The sequence below is a fragment of the Brevundimonas sp. UBA5866 genome (assembly GCF_002432125.1).
GTDB lineage: Bacteria > Pseudomonadota > Alphaproteobacteria > Caulobacterales > Caulobacteraceae > Brevundimonas.
Map to the genome: position 1 here is coordinate 19,466 of NZ_DJFS01000069.1, position 21,542 is coordinate 41,007.

Genomic DNA, 21,542 nt, shown 5'->3' on the forward strand with positions numbered 1-21,542 from the left:
CCTTCGCCTTTGTCGTATACGTTTGTGTAGTCGTGACATTCGGCAAAGGGCATGGGGCAGTATGAAAAACGGACGCAAACGGGTCGCTTGGGGTTTGGCCGCGGTCTGTGCCTTGCTGCTCGCGGGGTATCTGGTCTGGAAAATGCAGCGTCCGCCCGAGGTCGCATTCACTGAAATCCAGCCTGCGACCGTCGAGATCGGCCTTTCGGTTGTCGGACGGGCGCGTCCGGGTGATCTCGTTCAGGTGGCTTCGCCCAATCCCGGACAGGTGATCGAGATGTTCGTGGATGATGGCGACGAGGTCAGCCAAGGGGCACCTCTGGCCGTAATCCGCGCCACGGTGGAACAGGCCCAGACCGATGCCGAGGTGGCCCGCGCCACCGCAGCCCGCGCCGAGGCCGCCGAGGCCCGCCTGAACTTCAGCCGCACCCAGACCCTCTATGACCGCGGATTTGCGGCCAAGGCCGCGCTGGATTCAGCCCGTGCCACGCTTCAGGCCGCAGAGGCCAATCTGGCGGCGGCCAATGCCTCGGTCCGCGCCTCGGCCGAGCGCACGCGCGAGTACACCATCCGTTCGCCTATGAACGGCGTCGTTCTGGTGCGCCCGATCGATAACGGCAAGGTGGTCACGGTCGGCGAAACCCTGTTCGAGCTGGGCTCCAACACCGGCACCGAAATCCAGGCCGAGGTCGAGGAGAGCTATGCCGATGCGATCAAGCCGGGAATGCTGGCCCGTGCGGCGTTGGCGGGTTCGGATGCGATCTTCACGGCCCGCGTGTTCGAGGTTTCCCCACGGGTGAACTCGGCCACCGGGGGGCGGCTGATCAAGCTTCGGCCCGAGGGTGACAGCCGCCTGTCGCCGGGGCGTTCCATTGATCTGACGGTGGTTGTCGATACCCGACAGGGGGCCATCACCATACCGCGACGCGCCATTCTGGATGCAACGACCTCTCCGAAGGTGCGGGTCGTACAGGCTGACGACACAGTCGCCGAGCGTGAGGTCACCATTCTGCGTTGGCCGTCGACCAATGCCATCATCACCGATGGTCTGAAGGCCGGTGACCGTCTTATCCTTGATCCGTCCACGGTGGACGTGGGGCAAAAAATCCGCCCGGTAACGGCAAGCGGGCGCTGACAGCCGTGTTCGCTCTCAAGGTCGCCCGTCGATATCTGCTGTCCAACCCCAGTCAAACCCTGTTGCTGATTGCGGGGGTGGCGCTGGGGGTGACGGTGTTTGTCTTTATCACTGCACTGATCAACGGGCTGGCCTTACGTCTGACGGATCAGGTTACGGGCGATAGCGCACACATCAGTATCGAAGCACCGACGCGCGTGGCCCGCGTTCTGAAGGGCGAAGTGCCGATAGAGAGTGTGGCGCTGGTATCAACACTTCAACGTAAGCAGATACGCGACTGGCCGATGGTGACGGAGCTGCTGCGCACGCGCGACGAGGTTTCAGCCATCAGTCCGCAGATTTCCGGCAGCGCCTTTCTGGTCAAAGGCGAGGCCATTTCGCCCCTTTCCGTTCTGGGGGTCGATCCGCAAAGCATTGATGCCATCTCCTCCATCACGCCTAAAATCGTAGCGGGCACAGGACAGTTGACGGCAGATGGCCTGTTGATCGGCGAGAAGATGGCCAATGAATTTGGCCTGAGCGCAGGACAATCTGTTCTGCTGCGTACCGAGCGGGGGGTGGATCGGCAACTGACGATCAATGGCGTTTTCAGAACGGGCCTGCAGAGCCTCGACGAGCGGGTGGCCTTCCTGCCGCTTCAAACGGCGCGGCCCTTGTTCAACCTTCCGGAGGGCGTGACGAATATCGAGGTCAAACTCAAAGACCCCGATGAGGCGCGTGACATGGCCCGCTTCCTGTCAGAGGCGACGGGGCTTCGCGTGACCCCGTGGCAGGAAAAGAACGAAAGCCTCGAAGATGCGCTGAAAGCCCAGGGCCAGACCGGCACCATGATCCAGGTCTTCTCTCTGGTATCCATCATCATCGGCATTGCCAGCGCGCTGGTGCTGTCGGCCTATCGCCGCCGCAGCGAGGTGGGGATCATGCGGGCGTTCGGAATTTCCGGCCGCTTCATCATCTGGGTGTTCCTGCTGCAGGGTCTTCTGATCGGGCTGGTCGGGGCGATTGTGGGCTGCGGTGCGGGCTATGGCCTTTGTGTTTTCCTTGAAGGGATCACCAAGCCCGACGGCACTTCGGCCCTGCCCATCGCGCCGGAGCAGGGGGGCTATGCCGCCGCTCTGGTGCTGACGACGCTGGGGGCGGTGGTGGCCTCGATTATTCCGGCGCGAAATGCCGCCAAGGTCGATCCGTTGGAGGCGATCCAGCAATGAGCCATCTGCTGAAGGCAACTGACATCAAGAAGTCCTTCCGCAATGGCGAAGAGGACACGCTGGTGCTCAAGGGCATCGATGTGACGCTGGACCGGGGAGAGTTGACGGCTCTGGTCGGGCAATCCGGTTCGGGAAAATCGACCCTGCTGTCCATCGTCGGCCTGTTGCTGCGCCCCACCTCCGGTGAGCTGGAGATCGCGGGCGAGCGGGTGGACAGGATGTCGGAGCGCAAACGCGCGCTGTTCCGCAATGAGCGGTTGGGCTTTGTCTTCCAGTTCCACCACCTGTTGCCCGACTTTACGGCGCTGGAGAATGTCGCCTTTCCGGCGGCGGCCCCTGCGGGCGGGATCAGTCGGGAAATGCGCGATAGGGCTGCGGAACTGCTGCGTCGCGTAGGATTGGAAGACCGGATCGACTTTCCGGCCACGCGGCTGTCGGGCGGTCAGAAACAGCGCGTTGCCATCGCACGCGCCCTGATGAACAAACCCGACCTGATCATCGCCGACGAGCCGACCGGCAATCTGGATGTGGAATCGGCAGACACGGTGCTGGAGTTGATGCGCGAGGTGAACCGCGAGGACGGGGCGACTTTCCTGATCTGCACCCATGATCAGGACATCGCCGCCAAATGCTCGCGCAGGCTGGTGCTGAAGGACGGTCTGCTGGAGGCCGACGAGAGCGGGCGGACAATGGATTAGGGTTTAGCCAGCCTGCTGTCGCTGTCTGGAAAGCTACAGAAATTCAAAAAGCGATACTAAGGTTCGATTTAGAAAATCTGCATGGTCGGGTGCCCGTTCGGGGCGCATAGGACAGGGGCGGTCCCTAGACGGCGTTTCTTCCCCTATCAACTTTCCGGCGCGGGCCTGTATCCCTCTTCTGCAAGAGGCCCGCGCTGGTTTTTTGCCCTCAGTCGATGCACAGCGTCGGCTGTGCCACGCCATTTCTGATCTCGGTCCTGCAGCCGAAACGATCGCTGGTCGGGGCGCATCGTCCATGTGTTGCGGACCCAGCCGTGGTGGACCCTGTCGTGGCAGGCTCGGCCAGGCAGTCGCCCTGACATTGAGAGCTGTCGCTACAAATCTTGCCCGCGTCGGAATAGTTCAGAACGCAACGCATGGTCTGGGCGCGCCCGACGGGCTTGAAGGTGCCGCCCTGCGCGGCACAGGCCTCTGCCGGCGTGGTGTCCGTCACCGCGGGAGGCGGCGTCGAACAGCCCGCCAGCATCAGCAAGCCTGCGATCAGGGCTGCACGGTTCAGCGAACCTTACCCTTGTCAAACCCCGTCCAGCAGTCGTCATAGTCGAGCTGCATGGTCGGGCTCTGTTCGGCCCATGCCGTCGTGCGGATCGGCATGCGGGTCTCGAACATGAAGGCGAGGGTGTTCTCGATCTTGTGCGGCTTGAGGTCGGCGTTGGTCGCGCCTTCCCATGAGGCCTGATCGGGGCCGTGGCCGCTCATGCAGTTGTGCAGCGACGCACCGCCCGGAGCGAACCCGCCGGCCTTGGCGTCATAGGCCCCGAAGACAAGGCCCATGAACTCGCTCATGACGTTGCGGTGGAACCACGGCGGACGGAAGGTGTCCTCGGCCACCATCCAGCGCGGCGGGAAGATGACAAAGTCGCAGTTGGCGGTCCCCGGCGTGTCCGACGGGCTGGTCAGCACGGTGAAGATCGACGGATCGGGGTGGTCGAAACTGACCGTGCCGATGGTGTTGAAGTTCGCCGTGTCGTAGCGGTAGGGCGCATAGTTGCCGTGCCAGCCCACCACATCCAGCGGCGAGTGGTCGAACGTCGTCGCCCACAGCTTGCCGCCGTATTTCTGGATGCACTGGACCGGGCGGTCCACGTCCTCGAACCATGCGACAGGGGTCTCGAAGTCGCGCGGATTGGCCAGGCCGTTGGCACCGATGGGGCCGAGGTCCGGCAGGCGGAAGGGCGCGCCATAGTTTTCGCAGATATAGCCGCGGATGGGAGCTTCCACCTCGATACGGAAACGCACGCCGCGCGGAATGACGACGATATGGCCGGGGGCGGCTTCGATCACGCCCATCTCGGTGACGAACCGGTGCGCACCTTCCTGCGGCACAAACAGCATCTCGCCGTCGGCGCAGTAAAAGACGCGATCCACCATCGAGCGGTTGGCGGCATAGAGGTGGATGCCGACGCCCGCGCCGCTTTCCGAACAGCCATTGCCGCCATAGGTCACCAGACCCTCTATCCAGTCGGTCGGCGCATCGGGCATGGGCAGCGGATCCCAGCGCATGCGGTTGGGATTGGGCGGTGTCTCGTTGAAGGGCGAGGAACGCACCAGACCCTGCTCGAACGGCGTGTACGGGCCGTGCTGCGCCGAGGGACGCAGACGGTACAGCCATGAGCGGTGGTTGTGATCGCGCGGGGCCGTGAAGGCTGTGCCGGAAAGCTGTTCGGCGTACAGGCCCATCGCTGGCTTCTGCGGCGAGTTGCGGCCTTTGGGCAGGGCACCTGCCACGGCTTCGGTCGCGAAATGGTTGGCAAAGCCCGTTTGATACGAAGGCGTATTTGAGGACATCGGCCGTTTCCCTCGAAAAAACAGAAAACGGGCGGAGCGTTGCACGCCCCGCCCGATAGGTCGTTTTTAAGCGTCGACCTTGATGACGCCGCGACGGATCTGGTCCAGTTCGATGGACTCGAACAGGGCCTGGAAGTTGCCGTTGCCGAAGCCTTCGTTGCCCTTTCGTTGGATGATCTCGAAGAAGATCGGGCCGAACAGGTTTTCGGTGAAGATTTGCAGCAGCAGGCCTTCCTCGCCGACGTTGCCATCGATGAGGATGCGGTTCTTCTTCAGGCGCTCGAGGTCCTCGCCGTGGCCGGGGACGCGCTTGTCCACCAGTTCATAGTAGGTCTCGATCGTGTCCTGCAGCTTCACGCCACGGGCGCGCAGCTTCTCGACGGTGTCGTAGATGTTGTCGGTGGTCATGGCGAGGTGCTGGATGCCTTCGCCGTTGTACTGACGGATGAACTCTTCGATCTGCGAGTTTTCGTCCTGGGACTCGTTCAACGGGATGCGGATCGCCTTGTCCGGCGCGATCATCGCCTGCGAGAACAGGCCGGTGGCCTTGCCCTTGATGTCGAAATACTTCTGCTCTTCGAAGCCGAAGATCTGGTTGTAGAAGGTCGACCACGTGCGCATCTGGCCGCGGCGGACGTTGTGGGTCAGGTGGTCGAGGATATCGAGGCCGACCGAGTTCTCGGCCTCGGCCTGTTGCCAGCCTTCGATCTCGTTCCAGCTGTCGTAGATGCTGCCTTTTTCGCCGTACTGGTCGATCAGGTACAGGTACGAGCCGCCGATGCCCTGCAGCACCTTGGCATCCGCACCCAGAGCGCCGACCGAGGCGTCAACGGCGTGGGCACCGCGCGAGATGGCGAGGTCATAGGCCTGCTGCGCGTCCCCCACGCGGAAGGCCATGCCCGAAGCCGACGGGCCGTGCTCGGCGCGGAAGTCGGCGGCCTGGCCGGTCGGCTCGTCGTTGACCAGCAGGTTGGTCTGGCCCTGCTTGTAGCGGGTGATCTTCTTGGTCGGGTGGGTGTGGGTCGCCACAAAGCCCAGCTGTTCGATCAGCGCCTTCATGGCGGCGGGATCGGGGCTGGTGAACTCGACGAATTCAAAGCCGTCGAGGCCGATGGGGTTCTCAGCGGTAATGGCCATCAGAATGGTCTCCTTGCTGTGTCAGCATCCGCAATTAAGGGATGCGGAAATGCTGGTGAAATCAGTTGTCCGTGACGCGGTTGGCCCAGGCCTGTGTGCCCGTGGTGTAAACGCGGTCGGTCGGCAGGATGTCGGCGGGTTCGTACTCGGCCTCCTTGGCCAGTTCGGCATAGATGGGCGCGAAGTCGGTCTCGACGGTCTGCTTCAGCAGGTCCTCGAAACTGTCGATGACGAAATAGGTCTGCTGGAAGTCGTCGATGCGATAACGGGTCTGCATCACGCGCTTCATCTCGAAACCGATGCGGTTGGGCGAGGCGTCATCCAGCGCGAAGATCGACTCCGTGCGGCTGGAGACGATGCCCGCGCCATACAGCTTCATGTCGTCGCCGTCTTTGATCAGGCCGAACTCGACCGTGTACCAATACAGGCGCGACAGGTTGTGGATGGCGTTGTGCTTCATCGCCTTCATGCCGCCCTGACCATAGGCCTGCATATAGTCGGCAAAGACGGGGTGGGCGAGCAGGGGAACGTGGCCGAACACGTCATGGAACACATCGGGTTCCTGAAGATAATCAATCTGTTCGGGCGTTCTGATGAAGTTGCCCGCCACGAAGCGACGGTTGGCCAGATGCTCGAAGAACACGTCGTCCGGCACGAGGCCCGGCACGGCCACGACCTGCCAGCCCGTCAGCTTGTGCAGGCGTTCTGACAGGTCCTCGAAGTTCGGGATGCCGCCGTCCGACAGTTTCAGAATGTCCAGACCTTCCATGAAGGCGGGCGTCACACGCGAGGGCAGCATCTTGGTCTGGCGCTCGTACAGCACGTCCCAAAGGGCATGCTCTTCGGGCGTATAGGCCGACCAGTTTTGCGGAATGGTCCAGTCGATGGACGCACCTTCCGGCGGCGTTTGCAGAACATGGCTGCCCATGATGGTTCCTCCCTGAAACCTTCAGGCGTCTCCTTGGCCGGAGATCTTACACCTGATCCTCGTATGACGACAGTTTGCCATCAGAAACTGCACGTTGCCTTTCAAAACAGGGCGTGAAATGAAAGATACTGAACGAAACATTTCAACAATGGTCGAAATATGAAACGCTATGATCTTGATGATGTTGATCGGCGACTGTTGCGACTTCTCCAGACGGATTCTTCACTGAGCCACGCAGCCTTGGCGGAACTGGCCGGATCGTCTCCGGCCTCGTGTTGGAGGCGGATCAAGGCGATGGAGGAGGCGGGGGTCCTGAAGGCGCAGGTGCGGCTGGTCGATCCCGATCTGGTCGGTCGCGGCGTGAACGTCATGTGTCAGGTGCGGATGAAGTCGCACTCGCCAGCCGAGCGGCAGGCGTTCGAAGCCTTTCTGCACACCAAGCCCGAGGTGATGGAGGCGCACTCAATGTCCGGCGAATGGGACTATCTTTTGCGTATCGTGGCCGAGGACGTGGCGGGCTATGAGCGTTTCCTGATGCGAGATCTGCTCAATCATGCCAACGTCGCCACAGCGGCCTCGCACTTCGCCCTCAGTCAGGTGAAATATACGACGGCACTGCCGGTCTAGGTGATGGGGGAAACAGGCCTTTGCATACCGAACTGCTCAACAGCTCGCGCATAACCGCATTGGCGCCGATGGGCGGCTATGTGGGGTTTGCGGTCTTTCTGCTCTTCGTCAACCGGGGAGATGCCGGCTCGGTCACAGGCTTTATGGCTCTTGGCGCGGTGGTGCTGGGCCTGTGGGAAGGGCGTGAAGTGGTCCAGCCCAGACAAATGCTGCTGGACCGGCAGGGTTTGATATTCAGACCTTCTTTCGGAATGCAGCAGGGACCGATTGCGTGGCAGTCGGTTGCTTCCTTCGAAATCGTCAAGAAAAACAAACGCGAAGTCCTGGTCTGCCATTATCGAGAAGAAAGCGAACCGGCCAAATCGCTCAATCTGGGCGGCAACTGGTGCCTGAACGAGAAAGATTGGTGGCCGTCTTCGAACGCGGCCGTGTTGGACTATCTGCAACATTATGCCCGCACGGGGATGTCACCGGCGAGCCATCCGGTACCCGCATCCCGTAGTGTTGAGCAGAGGGCCGTCGAGGCCCTGAAAACGGGACCCGTCGCGGCGCAGACCCGATCGGGCGTGCAATATCCCGACCGTCTTCCCGGCAAACTTGTGGATCACCGCTCCAAGCGCACCGGCAAGGGGACCGGGTGGGGTCTTCTGTTGGCAGGGGTGGTGATGGGCGGTCTTACAGTCATCCCCTTCATGCAGGCCTGCCGTCAGGGGCTTTGCGCGGGGGATTTGTGGAATGTTTCCGACGTCAGGATCTGGGTATTCGCGGGCGTCTGGACACTCAGCCTGCTGCTGATCGCCCTCGGGGCCAAACGGATTCTGGACACAAACGACGACGGTTCATTCAGCCTTTAACGCTTGGAGCTTCTTTCTGATGACGTAAAAAATATGCGTCATGATGTTAAAATAATTTGACATGATGTTCGTTTCGATATTCCTGTTATACCAACAGGAAGGAAACGATCATGGCGTTCAGGGAAAAGATTGCGTGGCTGACCCTTGCGGGGTTTGCGCTCGCCTATGGCTATTATTTCTTTATCGCGGGTCCCGCGGTGGGTTTTGGCGAAGGCAGGCTGGCGGCTATTCCGTCTGCATTCGCTCCTGCGGCTGTGGCGCACGCCATCGTCATGGCAGTGGGAGCAGGAGCGCTGGCGCTTGCGGCCCGTCGTGATGCTAATACCAAACCCGATGAACGCGATCGCGCCATCGACCGCAGGGCGACATCGATTGCCTATGGGCTGATGATGGTGGGTGTGATCATCGTCGGCGTGGTCGCGCCGTTTTCCGAACCGGCCTTTAAAATCATCAATGCGTCGTTGGCCCTCATCGTGGTCTGCGAGGCCATCCGCCAGGTCATGATCATTGTAGGGTATCGTCGTGGTTTCAGCGGCTAAGCGTCTTCACAACAATATCCGCACCCTGCGTTTCCATGCCTCCGAGATGACGCAGGCCGAGCTGGGCGAGCGGGTAGGGCTGACCCGCCAGACCATCGCCGCGATCGAACAGGGCAAATACTCGCCCTCGCTGGAAACGGCTTTCAAAATCGCTGATGTGTTCGGCGTTTCTCTGGATCAGGTGTTCAGCTGGCAGTAGGTGGATAGCACAAGCTTTGCTGTCGGGGCCTGATTGGACTGTGTTATCGACTTCCCCTCTGAGGGGAGATTCGAGTGAAAAAGTACCTGATATCAGCCGCGTTCGCGCTTCTGCCGAGCACCGCATTGGCGCAGGCTGCACCGTTTGAACATGTCGGCGTCCGCGTGAGCTGGAACGATCTGCCGTTCAATCCGCCCTAATGCTAGGTTGAGGCATCGTACAATGTCCCCGAGCGCCATCAGCATCATTTCAAGCTGCGTCGCAGTGAGGAGGGGTATCGGGTGATCATCACCAGCTATGACTGGTTCAACTCGCGCAGTGGCGAGCACTATCCCGATATCTCCATTGCCTTCCCGGGGCGTAACCACGCCAGACATGTCGGCGCAGAGGGCTGGCACAACGGCATCACCTTCATGCTCGATATCGATGAGGTGGGACTTCTGAGATCGGACGCCCGCATGACGGTTCTGCGCGATCGGTCGGGCGGAGCCGTCGCCATGACGGACCTAGGTATGACGGGCATCGGCTCGGCCATTGCAGAGGCTGACAGCTGTCTTGAGCGCCTGCAGCGAGAGGCCGAAGAGCGCGCCGCCCGCGAACGCGCCATCAACCACATCGAACGCGACCCGTTCGGTCAGTGAGAACGACGTAAAAGGGTGCCTTTCGGGGCCCCCTTTTTAGTTCACGGCAATGCTAGGCGGGGGCGTTCTTCCATCGCTGGCGCAGGTATTCGACATCGGCGTCCCAGTGCGACAGGGCCAGTCCGAAGCCGGCGCGGTTGCGACCGCGTTCTGCAAGGCTTTTTATCTTGTTGGCCGCGGTCTCGATACGCTGGCGGGAGCCCGCTTCGCCCCATGTCTTCATGTATTCGTCAGACTGGATGTGCGGGAGTACGCCATCGATGATTTAGGCGAGGTAGGGCCGCATATCATGTTCATCGTCCGAGACCCGCCGTTTGTGTGCGGCAAAGGTCTTGTTGCCGACCTGATAGCCGATGATGGTGAACAGGCCTGCAGGCTCGCCATCGTAGGTCAGCGGCGGGCCTTTGCCTTGATCGTCGAATTCCGATGCCCAAAGCAGGTTGATGGCGTCGATCCTGCGCTTTGCTGCTTCCGCCGTGGAATGGCTCTCGACGATACTTCGCACGCAGTTCCTGAACAGGCCGATCCGTTCTTCCTGGGAAACGGGGATCATCGGGCATTACCTTACGCTACGTCTACCGGCCCAGTGTTCAATGGGGCGCACCGATCCGCAATAGACGAACGCATGAGGTTCCTGTGATCTCAGCGGGTGAGTTCCAGATCGTTGAAGGCCGAATATCCCTTTTCCGCGGTGAAGCTGTGGGCGTCTGCCAGCTTCCATGACAGGCCGTAGAAGGGGTGCTGTTCGCCCTGTTCCAGCAGCTCGCCCGGCTTCAGGAAGGTGTGGATCTGGGAATAGAGCCGGATCTCCGACTGGCTGACGCGGCGTACCAGATGCTGCGGGCCAAGGTCCGAGGGCTTTTCTATACCGGCGGCGGCCAGCATTTCGGCCAGCGCGTGGATGGTGCTGTTGTGGAAGTTGGCGACACGCTCGGCCTTGTCCGGCACGACCAGGGCGCGTTGGCGCGAGGCATCCTGCGTGGCGACACCGACCGGGCATTTGTTGGTATTGCACGACAGGGACTGGATGCAGCCCAGCGCGAACATGAAGCCGCGACCGGCGTTCGTATAGTCCGCGCCGGTTGCCATCAGGCTGGCGATATCAAAGGCGCTGATGACCTTGCCCGCCGCGCCGATGCGGATGTGCTCGCGTAGGCCTGCGCCCACCAGCGTGTTGTGGACCATCAACAGGCCCTCGCGCACAGGCGTGCCGATATGGTCGGTGAACTCCAGAGGGGCGGCACCCGTACCGCCTTCGGCACCGTCCACCACGATGAAGTCGGGCAGGATGCCGGTTTCCAGCATGGCCTTGACGATGCCCATGAACTCCCATGGGTGGCCGATGCACAGTTTGAAGCCGACCGGCTTGCCGCCCGACAGCTCACGCAGGCGGGCGATGAAATGCATCATGCCGACGGGGGTATCAAAGGCGGTGTGGGCGGCGGGCGAAACACAGTCCACCCCGACCCGCACGCCGCGTATTTCGGCGATCTCCGGCGTGACCTTAGGGCCGGGAAGGATACCGCCGTGGCCCGGTTTGGCCCCTTGACTGAGTTTGATCTCGATCATCTTCACCTGCGGTGAAGAGGCCTGTGCAGCGAACTTCTCAGGGTCGAAATGGCCATCCAGAGTGCGACATCCGAAATAGCCGCTGCCGATTTCCCAAACCAGATCGCCGCCAGCCTCGCGGTGATAGCTGCTGATGCCACCCTCGCCGGTGTCATGGTAAAAGCCGCCCATCTTCGCCCCGCGGTTCAGGGCGCGAATGGCATTGGCGCTCAGCGAGCCAAAGCTCATGGCCGAGATGTTGAACAGAGACGCCGAATAGGGCTGGCGACACTGGGGCCCGCCGATGTTGACCCGCATCATCGACAGATCGGCGACCGGCGCAGGACGAAGGGAAGGCGCGATGAACTCGTATTTCTCGCTGTAGACATCGAGCAGGGTCCCGAACGGACGCTCGCTGCTCTCGCGCTTGGCGCGGGCGTAGACCAGCGAGCGCTGGCTGCGGGAAAAGGGCGTGGCCTCGCTGTCCGACTCGAAAAGATATTGTCGAAGCTCTGGCCGTAAGGCCTCGAAAAGCCAGCGGAAGTTTCCGATGATAGGATAGTTGCGGCGCACCGCATGGCGGGTCTGGCTCAGGTCATAAAGGCCCAGCGCCGACAGGGCTGCAAACACCGGCAGCAAGGGCCAGAGGTCGCTTTCCCAAACCATGCCCACGGCCACAGCCACCGTCGCCACAAGACAGATCGCCAACACCGAGAACCGACTGATGTGCATGATGGGCCGCCCGCTAATATCCACACTGGATGTGAGGTAACGGTGACTTGGGCTTTAGGCTCCCGCAAGGGGGCAAATGCGCACTCTGTCAGGAACGGTAGACGTGGGTCGTGGCCGGATCGAACCGGATGGTGGCGATGTCACCGACCTTCAGTGCCGTCGATGGCGTACGGATGCGTAGGGTGTTGCCGTCTTTCTCCAGCACGATCTCGTGGAAGGTCCCGCCAAAGGTGACAGAGCGGACAGTGCCACCGTCACAGGCGGCCGAGACGTGTACGCTTTCGGGCCGTGTCATCAGCCATGCCACGCCGTCCGGCAGATCGCAGGGGATTTCGCCAAAGGCCGTGCTCGCGGTGCCGGACGTTACCGTACAGCCCAGCACCTCGGTCTCGCCCAGCAGGCGGGCGGCGGCGATGGAGGCGGGACGGGTGTAACAGTCCTGAGGGGTGCCGGATTGCAGGATTTCACCCTTGTCCATCAACACCAGTTCATCGGCCATCATCAGGGCTTCCTCGGCGTCGTGGGTCACCACGAGGACGGCGGTGCCGGTGGCACGAAGGGTGTCGATCAGACTGCTGCGGACCTCGCTTTTCAGGTGGCGGTCCAGCCCGCTGAAGGGTTCGTCCAACAGGATGGCGCGGGGTTTGCGGGCCAGCGCCCTGACCAAGGCCACGCGCTGTTGCTCGCCGCCTGACAGCATGTGCGGCCAGCTGTCGGCGCGGTCGGCCAGCCTGACCTGTGCCAGCCATTGCAAAGCCTGCCCGCGACGGGATTGGCGGCTGCCCTTAAGCCCGAAAGCCACATTGTCCGCGATGCTGAGGTGGGGGAAGAGGGCATAGTCCTGGAACACCAGACCGATGTCGCGTCGTTCGGGCGGGATGGAGTGGCGGTCATCGGCCAGTAGGGTGTCACCGGCGTGGATCGTGCCGCCATCCAGCGGCTCCAGCCCTGCAATCATGCGCAGAATGGTGGACTTGCCGCTGCCTGACGGACCCAGCAGTGCGGTAATGCGGCCCGGTTTCAGGCTGAGACTGGCCCCCTTTACGGCGACACGACCATGATAGTCGCGCCGGACGTTGGACAGGGTGATAACGGCAGGTTCGCTCAACGGGTTACTCTTCAGGCTTTCGGGTGCGGCCAGTTTCGGTCACTTGGCGGGTCAGCCAGATGACGCCCGGCAGGGCCAGTGCCACAATCAGCAACGATGGCCAACCGGCCTGTGCCAGACGCTCGTCCAGCGCATAGTTGGAGGCCAGAACCGCCAGGGTGTCAAAGTCGAACGGACGCAGGATCAGTGTGGCGGGCAGTTCTTTCAACACATCCACAAACACGATCAGTCCGGCGGTCAGCAAGGCCCCCTTGGCGATCGGCAGTCTGACGCTGGTGGCGGTGGCCAATTCTCCGCGGCCCAGACTGCGTGCGGCCATCGTCATGGCGGGTGTGACCTTTGACAGGCCCGCCTCCACAGGCTCCAGCGCGGCAGCCATCAGGCGCGCGGCATAGGCATAGATCAACAGGGCCACGCCAACGCCAAGTCCGCTGACGGCACCGGGGGCGACGGTCCACAGAACGGCGGCGGGGCCCAGCAGGCCAATGGCCATCACGGCACCGGGGGTAGAGTAGCCGAGGCTGGCGATGCGGGCCATGACGGGCATCCTGTGTGCGCCCAATGCCAGCAAGGTCGCCAGGACGACAGTGACCATCGCACCGGAAAGGCCCATGCCAAGCGTCCTTGCGGTGGCGGCCATCAGGCGTGGCCAGTCAGGCGTGATCTCCAGCGAGCGCCACAGCAGATAGCCCATCGGCAAGAGCAGGCCGAGCGCCTGCAGAAGCAGGCAAAACAGGCTGGCCGCCCATGCCTTCACGCCGGTCAGCCGTACGGCCTCGACGTTGCGTTGCTGGCCGCGTGTCGTCTCATAGCGGCGCCCCTGACGGCCCCAGCGCTCCAGCGCCAGAAGCTCGGCTGCCGTCACCAGAAGCGGTAAGGCAAAACGCGCCGCCGATGCGGGCGAGCCATAGACCGACCATGCCCGCACCACGCCCGTGGTCAGGGTCTGGACGCTGAGGAACTGTACCGCGCCATAGTCGGCCAGCGTCTCCATGACGGCCAGCGCCATGCCCGCCGCCAGTGCCGGTCGGGCCAAGGGCAGGGCGGTGCGGCGGAAAGCCTCGCCGACGGTGCAGCCCAGCATCCGCGCGGCCTCTACCGGCTGGACCGACTGGCTGACAAAGGCGGCCCGCATCGCGAGGTACACATAGGGGTAGAAGGCGCAGGACAGCACAAACACAGCACCGGGGACCGAGCGGACTTGTAGCGGAATATCAAACCCCAACGTGGGCCTCAGCCACATGAGGAACAGGCCGCCCACATCGAAAATCTGCGAATAGGAATAGGCCAGCGCAAAGGCCGGTACCGCCAAGGGCAGGGCCAGCGCCCATGCAAACACGCCGCGCAATGGAAAGCGGTGCATGGCCACCAGCCACGCGGCCAGTGTGCCCACTAGGCCCGTCACCACGGCCACGCCCAGCGCGACCATGCACGATGTCGCGGCATAGCGGGCCACGTCCTTGAAGGCGATGTCGGCGCGGCCCGGCTGAAGGGCGGCAAACACCACGCCGATCAGGGGCAGCAGCGCGATAATGGCCGCCGCCCACCCCAGGACGTGCAATGGCGAAAGCCCGCCGCGCTTTCTGCGGCGGTCCTCGCTAACGCTCACTGTCGGCTGGGGGCTTATCGCCAGCCTGCCGCGCTGATGATCGACTGGGCCTTGGGCTGGTTGATGCCATAGCGCGAGACGTTCATCGGGTGCGGGGTGATATCGGCATAGGGCGCAACGGTCGGGGCCGGAGCGGCACCGTTGGCGGCCGGATATTCATAGTTCAGTTCGGTCACGATCTTCTGGGCTTCGGGCGTGGCCAGGAATTCCAGGAATTTGATCGCATTGGCCTTGTTCGGCGCATGGGCCGCAACGCCACCCCCCGAGATGTTGACGTGCGAACCCTTGCCGTCCAGCGACGGGAAGCCGAGGCGCAGCTTGGCCGCGATGTCGCGGTCGGCGGCGTCTTCGCCATTGGCCATGCGGATGAAGTAGTAGGAGTTGGTCAGGGCCACTTCGCACACGCCCGCAGCCACGGCGCGGATCTGGTCGCGGTCACCACCTTCGGGCGGACGGGCAAAGTTGGCGACGACACCCTCGACCCACTGCTGGGTCTTGGCTTCGCCCCATGCCTCGATCATCGCGCCGACCAGAGACAGGTTATAGACATTGTCGCCCGAGCGGGCGCAGATCTTGCCCTTGAAGCGCGGGGTGGCCAGAGCCGCATAGTCGGCGATCTCGGCAGGCTGCACCTTGGCCGGATCATAGGCCACGATGCGGGCGCGGCGCGAGAAGCCGTAATAGGCGCCCGACGGCTCGCGCAGGTTTTCCGGAATGGCTGCATTCAGCGCGTCGGAGTTCACCGATTGCAGCAGACCGGCATCCTGGGCACGCCACAGGGCGCCGGCATCGGCGGCCACAAACACGTCAGCGGGGCTGTTGGCGCCCTCGGCCTTCATGCGGGCGATCAGTTCGTCAGGACGGCCCTCGATGCGCTTGACCTCGATGCCGGTCTTTTCCTGAAACAGATCGTACAGCTTCTGGTCGGCATCATAGTGACGCGCCGTGTACAGGTTCAGGACGTTGGAGGCTGCGCCATCGGCGGCCTTTTCCTGCGACTGGCCGCAGGCGGCGAGGGTCAGGGCAGCAGCAGCGGCAGCAAGGGCAGTAAGACGGCGCATACGGAAACTCCGGATCGGTCAAAGGATGGGTCTGACTAATGCGAATGGCTCGCAAAATCGTTGGGGCATTCTGACGCACAAGGAAGGTGGGGTTATTTCACGCCTGCGGGCAAGGCGTAATCGGAACGCGGTCTTCATGTGATGACCCGATAACGTCAGTTACGGGTGGAAAGCCTTTTTATCCAAACATTGAGGGCAAAACCCGGAACGCATAGGTTGTCTTAGCTTCGAACCGAAACAGGACATGTGTTGTGGTTGGAACCGTCTTGATGTCGTTCGTTCTCTTAAGTCTTTCGGCATCGCAGGCATGAGCCCAAGACGCTGCCGCGCCGTACGCAGCCCCCCTTCGTGCCAAGCTATCGGATGGCCGACATCTCTACTTTTATTGCGCGGGGGGGCGCGACCCGCGGCCGGATGACGCACGACGAAGATATGGAACATCCGGCCACTACCGGTCCTCGTATCTCCTAGGTTCGTACCGACGCGGACCTTTTCAGGAACCTCGACATGAAGCTCTCTGCAATCCTCGGCGCCGCATCCGCCGCCGCACTCCTCGCCGCTGCGCCCGCCGCTTTCGCCGATCAGCATGGTGGCATGCATCAATCGACGGTCACAGTCGGAGGCGCCGCGATGTATCCGAGCAAGACGATCGTCGAGAACGCAGTCGCCTCGCCGATCCACACCACCCTGGTCGCCGCGGTCACCGCCGCCGGGCTCGTGGAGACCCTGTCTGGCCCGGGCCCCTTCACCGTCTTCGCTCCGACCGACGACGCCTTTGCCGCACTACCTGCCGGAACCGTCGAGACCCTGGTCCGACCGGAAAACAAGGCAAAGCTGACCAATATCCTGACCTATCATGTGGTCGCGGGCCGCGTGACCGCCGCTGACGTCATTGAGCTAATCCGCGCGGGCGGCGGTTCCGCAGCGATCACGACTGTGTCAGGCGGCACGCTGACAGCATCCATACGGGATGGCTCGGTCATCCTGACCGACGAGAAAGGCGGCGTCGCCACAGTGACCCAGGCTGATGTTTTCCAGTCGAACGGCGTGATTCATGTCACTGATGCGGTGTCGCTCCCGAACTAGGTCCCGCTGCGGAGGTGTCGAAAGACACTTCCGCCCACCGGCGTTGTTCCTGAGGCGTTGAATCCAACGCCCGGACCGTCAGATTCGGGGTGAATAGCCGAACTCGCCGCGGCAATGATGACCTCGGCCTGTTTCACATTCGGTGTGCGATCCGGAACAGAAAAGCCTCTCTAACAGGTGGTGGAGCGCAGCCGCGATCTGGAATTCCGTCGCTACGGTCAACGCATCGCGGTCCAAACGGTCGTGACGGGCGATAGGCCATGCACCGGGCAACGAGCGGTGACATGGCCAGTTCATTTGACCCATCTGCCGTTCAATGCGACAGCCGCCTCAGCAACAGTTCAGGAGCGCACCATGTCCATCACCCTCTACGGCATCAAGGCCTGTGAGCAACTTGTTACGGTTGTAGCGCTTAATTTCTAAGTAAATCAGAGGATTGATGATTATGGCCGTGATTATGTATGGTATCCCAAATTGCGATACCGTCAAAAAAGCTAGGACTTGGCTGGCGGAGAATGGCGTCGAGTTCACCTTCCATGACTACAAGAAGCATGGTGTCCCTGCCGACCAGCTGAAGCAGTGGGTCGATGAGCATGGATGGGAAGTCGTGCTCAATCGGGCAGGGACTACGTTCAAGAAGCTGCCTGATGAAGCCAAGACTGATCTGAACGCAGATAAGGCCATTGCATTCATGATTGAGCAGCCGTCGATGATTAAGAGACCGATCCTAGATCTAGGGGCGAAGCGATTGGTGGGCTTTAAGGCAGATGTCTACGCAGCTTCACTGAAATAAGCGACCGCGCTCCCTAAAATCTAAGTATCAAAGATATTTGAAATTGAGCCGTCCATATGCTCTAGCTTAGTCGAGAGCTCGCCATCAGACTCAGAAAGCTCTCTCGTATAGATAATGGGAGAAGAGTTATGGGGTTAGATTATTACGATCTTACGGAAGATGTGCGTCGGTATATGGTTGAAGAAATCGAGCACGATATAAAAAATGGATCTCTATACTTTAGTAACTATTTGAACGAAACTGGCTTCAGTTCTTGGCCTGATTATTTGATTGAAAGTGCTAAGGCTGGTTCTGATGATTCTCTTGCGAGAATGATTTCCATTAATGGATGCTTCAAGGAGACGGTTCCGAGGAAGAAGCCTTCTGGAGGTTATTCGCAAGTACAGGTTCCATATACTGCGCATGAGACATTATCTGAGTCGCAGTTTAACCAGTATTATATGAGAGCGCTAAGCAGGCTTGCTCTAGATAATGATATTGATCAGCTTGAGATTTATAGAGCAAAACAAACTGGGGTGCCTCGCCCGCAATCTGAGGCTTTGATTGGCACTTATCTTCATCCTCAGGTCGTGCTCGATGAGCTCCGAAGAACCGTCGGTGTGGAGCCTGATTTGGGATTACCATTACCTAACTCAGGATTGTCTCTGAAGTTGCCGAGATAGAGTTTTGTTAAGTATATGAAATAAAAGAATATATCTTTACTAAACTGCGGCCCTGTCAAAATGGGACACGATGAAGAAGGCCCGCGTTTGGCTGGACGAGAATGGCGTGGCCTATGACTTCCACGATTATAAGGCCAAGGGCGCGGACAAGGCCGAGCTGGAAAAGTGGGTGGCCGAGCATGGCTGGGAAAAGGTGCTGAACAAGGCGGGCACCACCTTCCGCAAGCTGCCGGATGAGGCCAAGGCCGACATCGATGCCGCCAAGGCCATTGCCCTGATGATCGAGCAGCCGTCGATGATCAAACGTCCGGTGCTGGATCTGGGCAATGGCAAGACGGTTCTGGGCTTCAAGCCCGAACTCTATCAGTCAGTCCTGAAAGGCTGATCAGCCTTCAACAGTGGCTGCGGGCCTGTCCTGGCCGTCGGCGTGTTGGGTGATCCACTGACCTTCGCTGTCCTGGAACTCGATATAGGCGTCTTCATCCGGGACCTTCTGTTCGCGGGCCGCGCGGACGGCCGCCGCGCGGGCCGAGTCGTGGTCCGGATAGGTTTCGGACCAGGTGTCTCCGAGGCGATAGGCCCAGCCGCCGTCATGTTCTTCGATGCGATAGGTAATCTGTGGCATGTGCGGTTTCCTTTTTGTGGGCGTCTGAAGGAAACTCCCCAACGGGAAACTGGCTGCGCCGCTGCCTTACGAAGATTTCATGTCCCGCCGTGCATCTGTGACGCTAGGTAGATGTCTCATATCACCGAAAGGCCCCTGACGGGCCGGGTGAAAGGATAAAGCCTAATGGAAGAGATCGTCGCCATTATCGCCATTTTGTCGACCTTCGGCACGATTGCGGCCATCTGTGTGCTGCCCAGCTATTTCAAGCATCGCAGCCAGAAGGACATGCAGAAAACGGTTCGCACCGCGATTGGCGAGGGCCAGTCGCTGCCGGCCGAGTTGATCGAGGTCATGACCCGCGATGTGAAGAAGGGGCTTCCGTCGAAGTCACGCGATATCCGCCGCGGCGTGCTCTGGATCGCCGCAGGTGTGGGGCTGGCGCTGATGGGCCAGTTCACGTCCCTTGAGATTGGCGTGGACAATGTTGTGCCGTTCAACAATGGACTGCTGGGCGTGGCCTGTGTCCCGTTTGTTTTTGGGATCGCCTATCTGATACTGTCGCGCTTCAACAAAATCCCGGACTGAGAAGCCCTGGAATATGAAGCGCAAACAGCCCCTTTCGGCCCTGCATGATGTGGAACTGGCTGCTATCGCGGCAGCGGGCGGGCGTCATGAATTCGGAGAGCTTGTACGACGGCACTCGCCGTTCGTGCGGGCCCTCCTACGCCGTATGGGGGCGCAGTATGCCGTGGCCGACGACATAGCGCAGGATGCGTTCATGCGGGCCTACGAGAAATGCGTTGATTATCGGGGGCAGGGGAGCTTCGGATCCTGGGTCGGGCGTATCGCTGCGCGTCTGTACCTGCGCCAGATCAAGCAGGAAGCCCGCTATACCGAGGTCGACCCCCTATCGGACGAGGTTTGGGAAAGTCTGGAACTGGACCCTGTCGGGCGTTGCGATCTGGACAAGGCGCTCAATGCTTTGAGCGAACCCGAACGCATGTGTGTTTCCCTGTGTCACGGCGCAGGCCTGACACACGAAGAGATCGGCGCGTCCCTGAACCTGCCGTTGGGCACGGTGAAGTCACACGTCAAGCGGGGGCTTCAAAAACTGCGAAACCGGCTGATACCCCAGCCTTTCGCTGAATCGAGGTTGGATCATGTCTGAAAGCGAGTTTGATCCCGCAGTCGAGAAGGCCTACCGGGTCACGCCCGAGTTCGCCGATTCGGCGCTGTTCGATGCCGAGGTGGCTGTCAGGCTTGAAAACCGCTGGCGCTGGCGTCGCGGTTTGATGATTCTTGTCGGCGTAATCGGTGTGCTGTTCATTGGCAGCCGCATGGTGAAACTTCAGCTGACAGGCGCAACGCGCGAGGCTCTGTTCACGACATTCAAGGCGCGCGAGGAACGTACCGCTGCGTTTGGCGCGCTTAAAGAAATGTCGCAGCAATTAGGCCTGTCGGACGTGTCATTGGGGATTCTCAGCGGCCCGTATCTGCTGATCATGTTCGGCGTAGCGGCGACGATTGTACTGGGCGTTATGGCCGTCCGCCTGTCGAAATCTCTTTAAGATCGCCGTTTTCCAGCCTTGATCGACCTTTAATCGCGAAAAAGAAACAGTCTGTGGCACTGCCCTCGTTGCGGGCAGCGCCGGGACACTTTAGGGTCGCGACGAATTTGCCACCCGTGTTTTCAACGGCTTTTGGGGCGACTGTCTTGGTTGATGTCTTCGAACAGGTCGAAGAGGAGCTTCGCTCCGAACGTATTAAGCGCTTTGCACGTGTCTGGCTGCCGATCGGTGCCGGCGTGGGTGCTGTTGCGCTGATTGGTGCGCTGGGCTGGTGGGGGTACCAGTCGTGGCAGACCGGTGAGGCCGAAAAGGCTTCGACAGCTTACCAGCGCGGTATCGAAGCCGCTGCTGCGGGTAATTTCGATCAAGCCAACACGGCCTTTGGCGAAGCGGCTGACACCGGCTCGCGTGGCTATAAGGCTATGGCCCTGATGCAGCAGGCCGCGATCGCCGTCGAGCAGAACAAGATCCAGGACGCCGTTCGCCTGTTCGATGAGGCCGCAAAGGCCGGCAAGGATCCGGTTATCGCCGATGCTGCCGCACTGAAGGCGGCCTATCTGCTGGTGGATACCGCGCCGCTGGACGATCTGAAGGCCCGTCTGGAACCGCTGACCGGCGACAAGCGTCCGTATTCGGTACTGGCCCAGGAAGCCTTGGCCACCGTGCTGCTGATGAATGACAAGGGGGCCGATGCCCGCGAAATCTTCGTGCAGCTTCAACTGGGCCAAAACGTTCCGGAAACGGTCCGCCAGCGCGCCAATGTCGGTGTCCAGCTGATCGACTCCGGGACCTCGGGTGCCGTCAAGAAGATTGTGGCCGAGGCGATCAAGCTTCCGACTACGGTGCCCGGCGCACCTGCGGCGGCCGCTCCTGTACAGGCAGCGCCGGCTGAGACTGCGCCGGCTGCCCCCGCTCAACCTGCTCAAGCCCAGTAATCTTGCACGAGAAGTCCGA

29 protein-coding genes are annotated in these 21,542 nt (G+C 61.1%); 18 read left to right on the forward strand and 11 right to left on the reverse strand.

The annotated features are described in order from the left end of the window. Positions 1–61 precede the first annotated feature (61 nt). The 3 genes from B3H86_RS07570 to B3H86_RS07580 are packed head-to-tail and all read left to right on the forward strand — an operon-like array spanning position 62 to position 3,041. Positions 62–1,135 carry an efflux RND transporter periplasmic adaptor subunit gene (locus tag B3H86_RS07570; protein WP_292052522.1) on the forward strand — a complete coding sequence of 358 codons (1,074 nt, stop codon included), beginning with the start codon at positions 62–64 and terminating at the stop codon, positions 1,133–1,135. Positions 1,136–1,140: 5 nt separating this feature from the next. Further along, positions 1,141–2,343 (forward strand): ABC transporter permease, encoded by a 1,203-nt coding sequence (locus B3H86_RS07575; protein ID WP_292052523.1) that lies wholly within the window; start codon positions 1,141–1,143, stop codon positions 2,341–2,343. Beyond that, positions 2,340–3,041, forward strand: coding sequence for an ABC transporter ATP-binding protein (locus B3H86_RS07580; protein WP_292052526.1), 702 nt, complete (start codon positions 2,340–2,342; stop codon positions 3,039–3,041). The genes B3H86_RS07575 and B3H86_RS07580 overlap by 4 nt, the downstream gene beginning before the upstream one ends. 208 nt (positions 3,042–3,249) lie before the next feature. On the opposite strand, the gene B3H86_RS07585 is transcribed toward B3H86_RS07580, so the two are convergent. From B3H86_RS07585 to phhA, 4 genes are all read right to left on the reverse strand, one after another. After that, on the reverse strand, positions 3,250–3,534 hold the full coding sequence (locus B3H86_RS07585) for a hypothetical protein (protein ID WP_292052528.1): 285 nt from the start codon (positions 3,532–3,534) through the stop codon (positions 3,250–3,252). Positions 3,535–3,596: 62 nt separating this feature from the next. Further along, positions 3,597–4,889: a homogentisate 1,2-dioxygenase gene (hmgA, locus tag B3H86_RS07590; RefSeq protein WP_292052530.1), complete on the reverse strand. Its 1,293-nt coding sequence runs from the start codon at positions 4,887–4,889 to the stop codon at positions 3,597–3,599. Between the two features lie 66 nt (positions 4,890–4,955). Then, positions 4,956–6,026: a 4-hydroxyphenylpyruvate dioxygenase gene (gene hppD, locus B3H86_RS07595; protein WP_414632843.1), complete on the reverse strand. Its 1,071-nt coding sequence runs from the start codon at positions 6,024–6,026 to the stop codon at positions 4,956–4,958. A gap of 61 nt (positions 6,027–6,087) precedes the next feature. Next, complete coding sequence (gene phhA, locus B3H86_RS07600; protein WP_409450231.1) at positions 6,088–6,957, reverse strand: phenylalanine 4-monooxygenase; 870 nt, start codon at positions 6,955–6,957, stop codon at positions 6,088–6,090. 156 nt (positions 6,958–7,113) lie between these two features. On the opposite strand from phhA, the gene B3H86_RS07605 reads away from it, so the two are divergent. From B3H86_RS07605 to B3H86_RS07630, 6 genes are all read left to right on the forward strand, one after another. Further along, complete coding sequence (locus B3H86_RS07605; protein ID WP_292052535.1) at positions 7,114–7,581, forward strand: Lrp/AsnC family transcriptional regulator; 468 nt, start codon at positions 7,114–7,116, stop codon at positions 7,579–7,581. A 20-nt stretch (positions 7,582–7,601) separates the two neighbouring features. Next, positions 7,602–8,435 (forward strand): hypothetical protein, encoded by an 834-nt coding sequence (locus tag B3H86_RS07610; protein ID WP_292052537.1) that lies wholly within the window; start codon positions 7,602–7,604, stop codon positions 8,433–8,435. Between the two features lie 110 nt (positions 8,436–8,545). Next, positions 8,546–8,974 (forward strand): hypothetical protein, encoded by a 429-nt coding sequence (locus tag B3H86_RS07615; protein ID WP_292052539.1) that lies wholly within the window; start codon positions 8,546–8,548, stop codon positions 8,972–8,974. Then, positions 8,958–9,173: a helix-turn-helix transcriptional regulator gene (locus tag B3H86_RS07620; RefSeq protein ID WP_409450230.1), complete on the forward strand. Its 216-nt coding sequence runs from the start codon at positions 8,958–8,960 to the stop codon at positions 9,171–9,173. The genes B3H86_RS07615 and B3H86_RS07620 overlap by 17 nt, the downstream gene beginning before the upstream one ends. 74 nt (positions 9,174–9,247) lie before the next feature. Beyond that, positions 9,248–9,373 carry a hypothetical protein gene (locus tag B3H86_RS07625; RefSeq protein WP_292052540.1) on the forward strand — a complete coding sequence of 42 codons (126 nt, stop codon included), beginning with the start codon at positions 9,248–9,250 and terminating at the stop codon, positions 9,371–9,373. Between the two features lie 81 nt (positions 9,374–9,454). Further along, positions 9,455–9,814 (forward strand): hypothetical protein, encoded by a 360-nt coding sequence (locus B3H86_RS07630; protein WP_292052542.1) that lies wholly within the window; start codon positions 9,455–9,457, stop codon positions 9,812–9,814. A gap of 52 nt (positions 9,815–9,866) precedes the next feature. On the opposite strand, the gene B3H86_RS07635 is transcribed toward B3H86_RS07630, so the two are convergent. The 6 genes from B3H86_RS07635 to B3H86_RS07660 all read right to left on the reverse strand — a co-directional run bounded on the left by B3H86_RS07635 (position 9,867) and on the right by B3H86_RS07660 (position 15,872). After that, a complete protein-coding gene (locus B3H86_RS07635) occupies positions 9,867–10,037 on the reverse strand; it encodes a hypothetical protein (protein ID WP_292052543.1) in 171 nt (56 codons plus the stop codon). Between the two features lie 42 nt (positions 10,038–10,079). Then, positions 10,080–10,367 (reverse strand): hypothetical protein, encoded by a 288-nt coding sequence (locus B3H86_RS07640; RefSeq protein WP_292052544.1) that lies wholly within the window; start codon positions 10,365–10,367, stop codon positions 10,080–10,082. Between the two features lie 89 nt (positions 10,368–10,456). Further along, positions 10,457–12,094, reverse strand: coding sequence for an FMN-binding glutamate synthase family protein (locus B3H86_RS07645; protein ID WP_292052545.1), 1,638 nt, complete (start codon positions 12,092–12,094; stop codon positions 10,457–10,459). A gap of 88 nt (positions 12,095–12,182) precedes the next feature. Then, positions 12,183–13,202 carry an ABC transporter ATP-binding protein gene (locus tag B3H86_RS07650; RefSeq protein WP_292052549.1) on the reverse strand — a complete coding sequence of 340 codons (1,020 nt, stop codon included), beginning with the start codon at positions 13,200–13,202 and terminating at the stop codon, positions 12,183–12,185. Positions 13,203–13,206: 4 nt separating this feature from the next. Continuing rightward, a complete protein-coding gene (locus B3H86_RS07655) occupies positions 13,207–14,811 on the reverse strand; it encodes an ABC transporter permease (protein WP_292052552.1) in 1,605 nt (534 codons plus the stop codon). A gap of 14 nt (positions 14,812–14,825) precedes the next feature. Next, positions 14,826–15,872, reverse strand: coding sequence for an extracellular solute-binding protein (locus B3H86_RS07660; RefSeq protein WP_292052555.1), 1,047 nt, complete (start codon positions 15,870–15,872; stop codon positions 14,826–14,828). Positions 15,873–16,379: 507 nt separating this feature from the next. Here B3H86_RS07660 and B3H86_RS07665 point away from each other — a divergent pair. The 5 genes from B3H86_RS07665 (at position 16,380) to B3H86_RS07685 (ending at position 18,798) form a co-directional block, all read left to right on the forward strand. Continuing rightward, a complete protein-coding gene (locus B3H86_RS07665) occupies positions 16,380–16,958 on the forward strand; it encodes a fasciclin domain-containing protein (RefSeq protein WP_292052558.1) in 579 nt (192 codons plus the stop codon). A gap of 180 nt (positions 16,959–17,138) precedes the next feature. After that, a complete protein-coding gene (locus B3H86_RS07670) occupies positions 17,139–17,381 on the forward strand; it encodes a hypothetical protein (protein ID WP_292052561.1) in 243 nt (80 codons plus the stop codon). A 22-nt stretch (positions 17,382–17,403) separates the two neighbouring features. Continuing rightward, positions 17,404–17,751: an ArsC family reductase gene (locus B3H86_RS07675; RefSeq protein ID WP_292052564.1), complete on the forward strand. Its 348-nt coding sequence runs from the start codon at positions 17,404–17,406 to the stop codon at positions 17,749–17,751. Positions 17,752–17,879: 128 nt separating this feature from the next. After that, positions 17,880–18,413 carry a hypothetical protein gene (locus tag B3H86_RS07680; RefSeq protein WP_292052567.1) on the forward strand — a complete coding sequence of 178 codons (534 nt, stop codon included), beginning with the start codon at positions 17,880–17,882 and terminating at the stop codon, positions 18,411–18,413. 70 nt (positions 18,414–18,483) lie between these two features. Further along, positions 18,484–18,798, forward strand: a complete 315-nt coding sequence (locus B3H86_RS07685) for a Spx/MgsR family RNA polymerase-binding regulatory protein (RefSeq protein WP_292052569.1) — start codon at positions 18,484–18,486, stop codon at positions 18,796–18,798. Here B3H86_RS07685 and B3H86_RS07690 read toward each other — a convergent pair whose 3' ends face one another. Beyond that, complete coding sequence (locus B3H86_RS07690; RefSeq protein WP_292052572.1) at positions 18,799–19,038, reverse strand: hypothetical protein; 240 nt, start codon at positions 19,036–19,038, stop codon at positions 18,799–18,801. 165 nt (positions 19,039–19,203) lie between these two features. Between B3H86_RS07690 and B3H86_RS07695 the strand changes: the two genes are divergently transcribed. The 4 genes from B3H86_RS07695 (at position 19,204) to B3H86_RS07710 (ending at position 21,523) form a co-directional block, all read left to right on the forward strand. After that, positions 19,204–19,605 carry a DUF6249 domain-containing protein gene (locus B3H86_RS07695; protein WP_292052575.1) on the forward strand — a complete coding sequence of 134 codons (402 nt, stop codon included), beginning with the start codon at positions 19,204–19,206 and terminating at the stop codon, positions 19,603–19,605. A 13-nt stretch (positions 19,606–19,618) separates the two neighbouring features. Next, the gene (locus tag B3H86_RS07700; protein ID WP_292052578.1) at positions 19,619–20,188 is read left to right on the forward strand and encodes an RNA polymerase sigma factor; all 570 of its coding nucleotides are present in this window, start codon (positions 19,619–19,621) and stop codon (positions 20,186–20,188) included. Then, positions 20,181–20,588, forward strand: coding sequence for a hypothetical protein (locus B3H86_RS07705; protein WP_292052581.1), 408 nt, complete (start codon positions 20,181–20,183; stop codon positions 20,586–20,588). The genes B3H86_RS07700 and B3H86_RS07705 overlap by 8 nt, the downstream gene beginning before the upstream one ends. Before the next feature lie 146 nt (positions 20,589–20,734). Next, the gene (locus B3H86_RS07710) at positions 20,735–21,523 is read left to right on the forward strand and encodes a tetratricopeptide repeat protein (RefSeq protein WP_292052584.1); all 789 of its coding nucleotides are present in this window, start codon (positions 20,735–20,737) and stop codon (positions 21,521–21,523) included. Positions 21,524–21,542 lie beyond the last annotated feature (19 nt).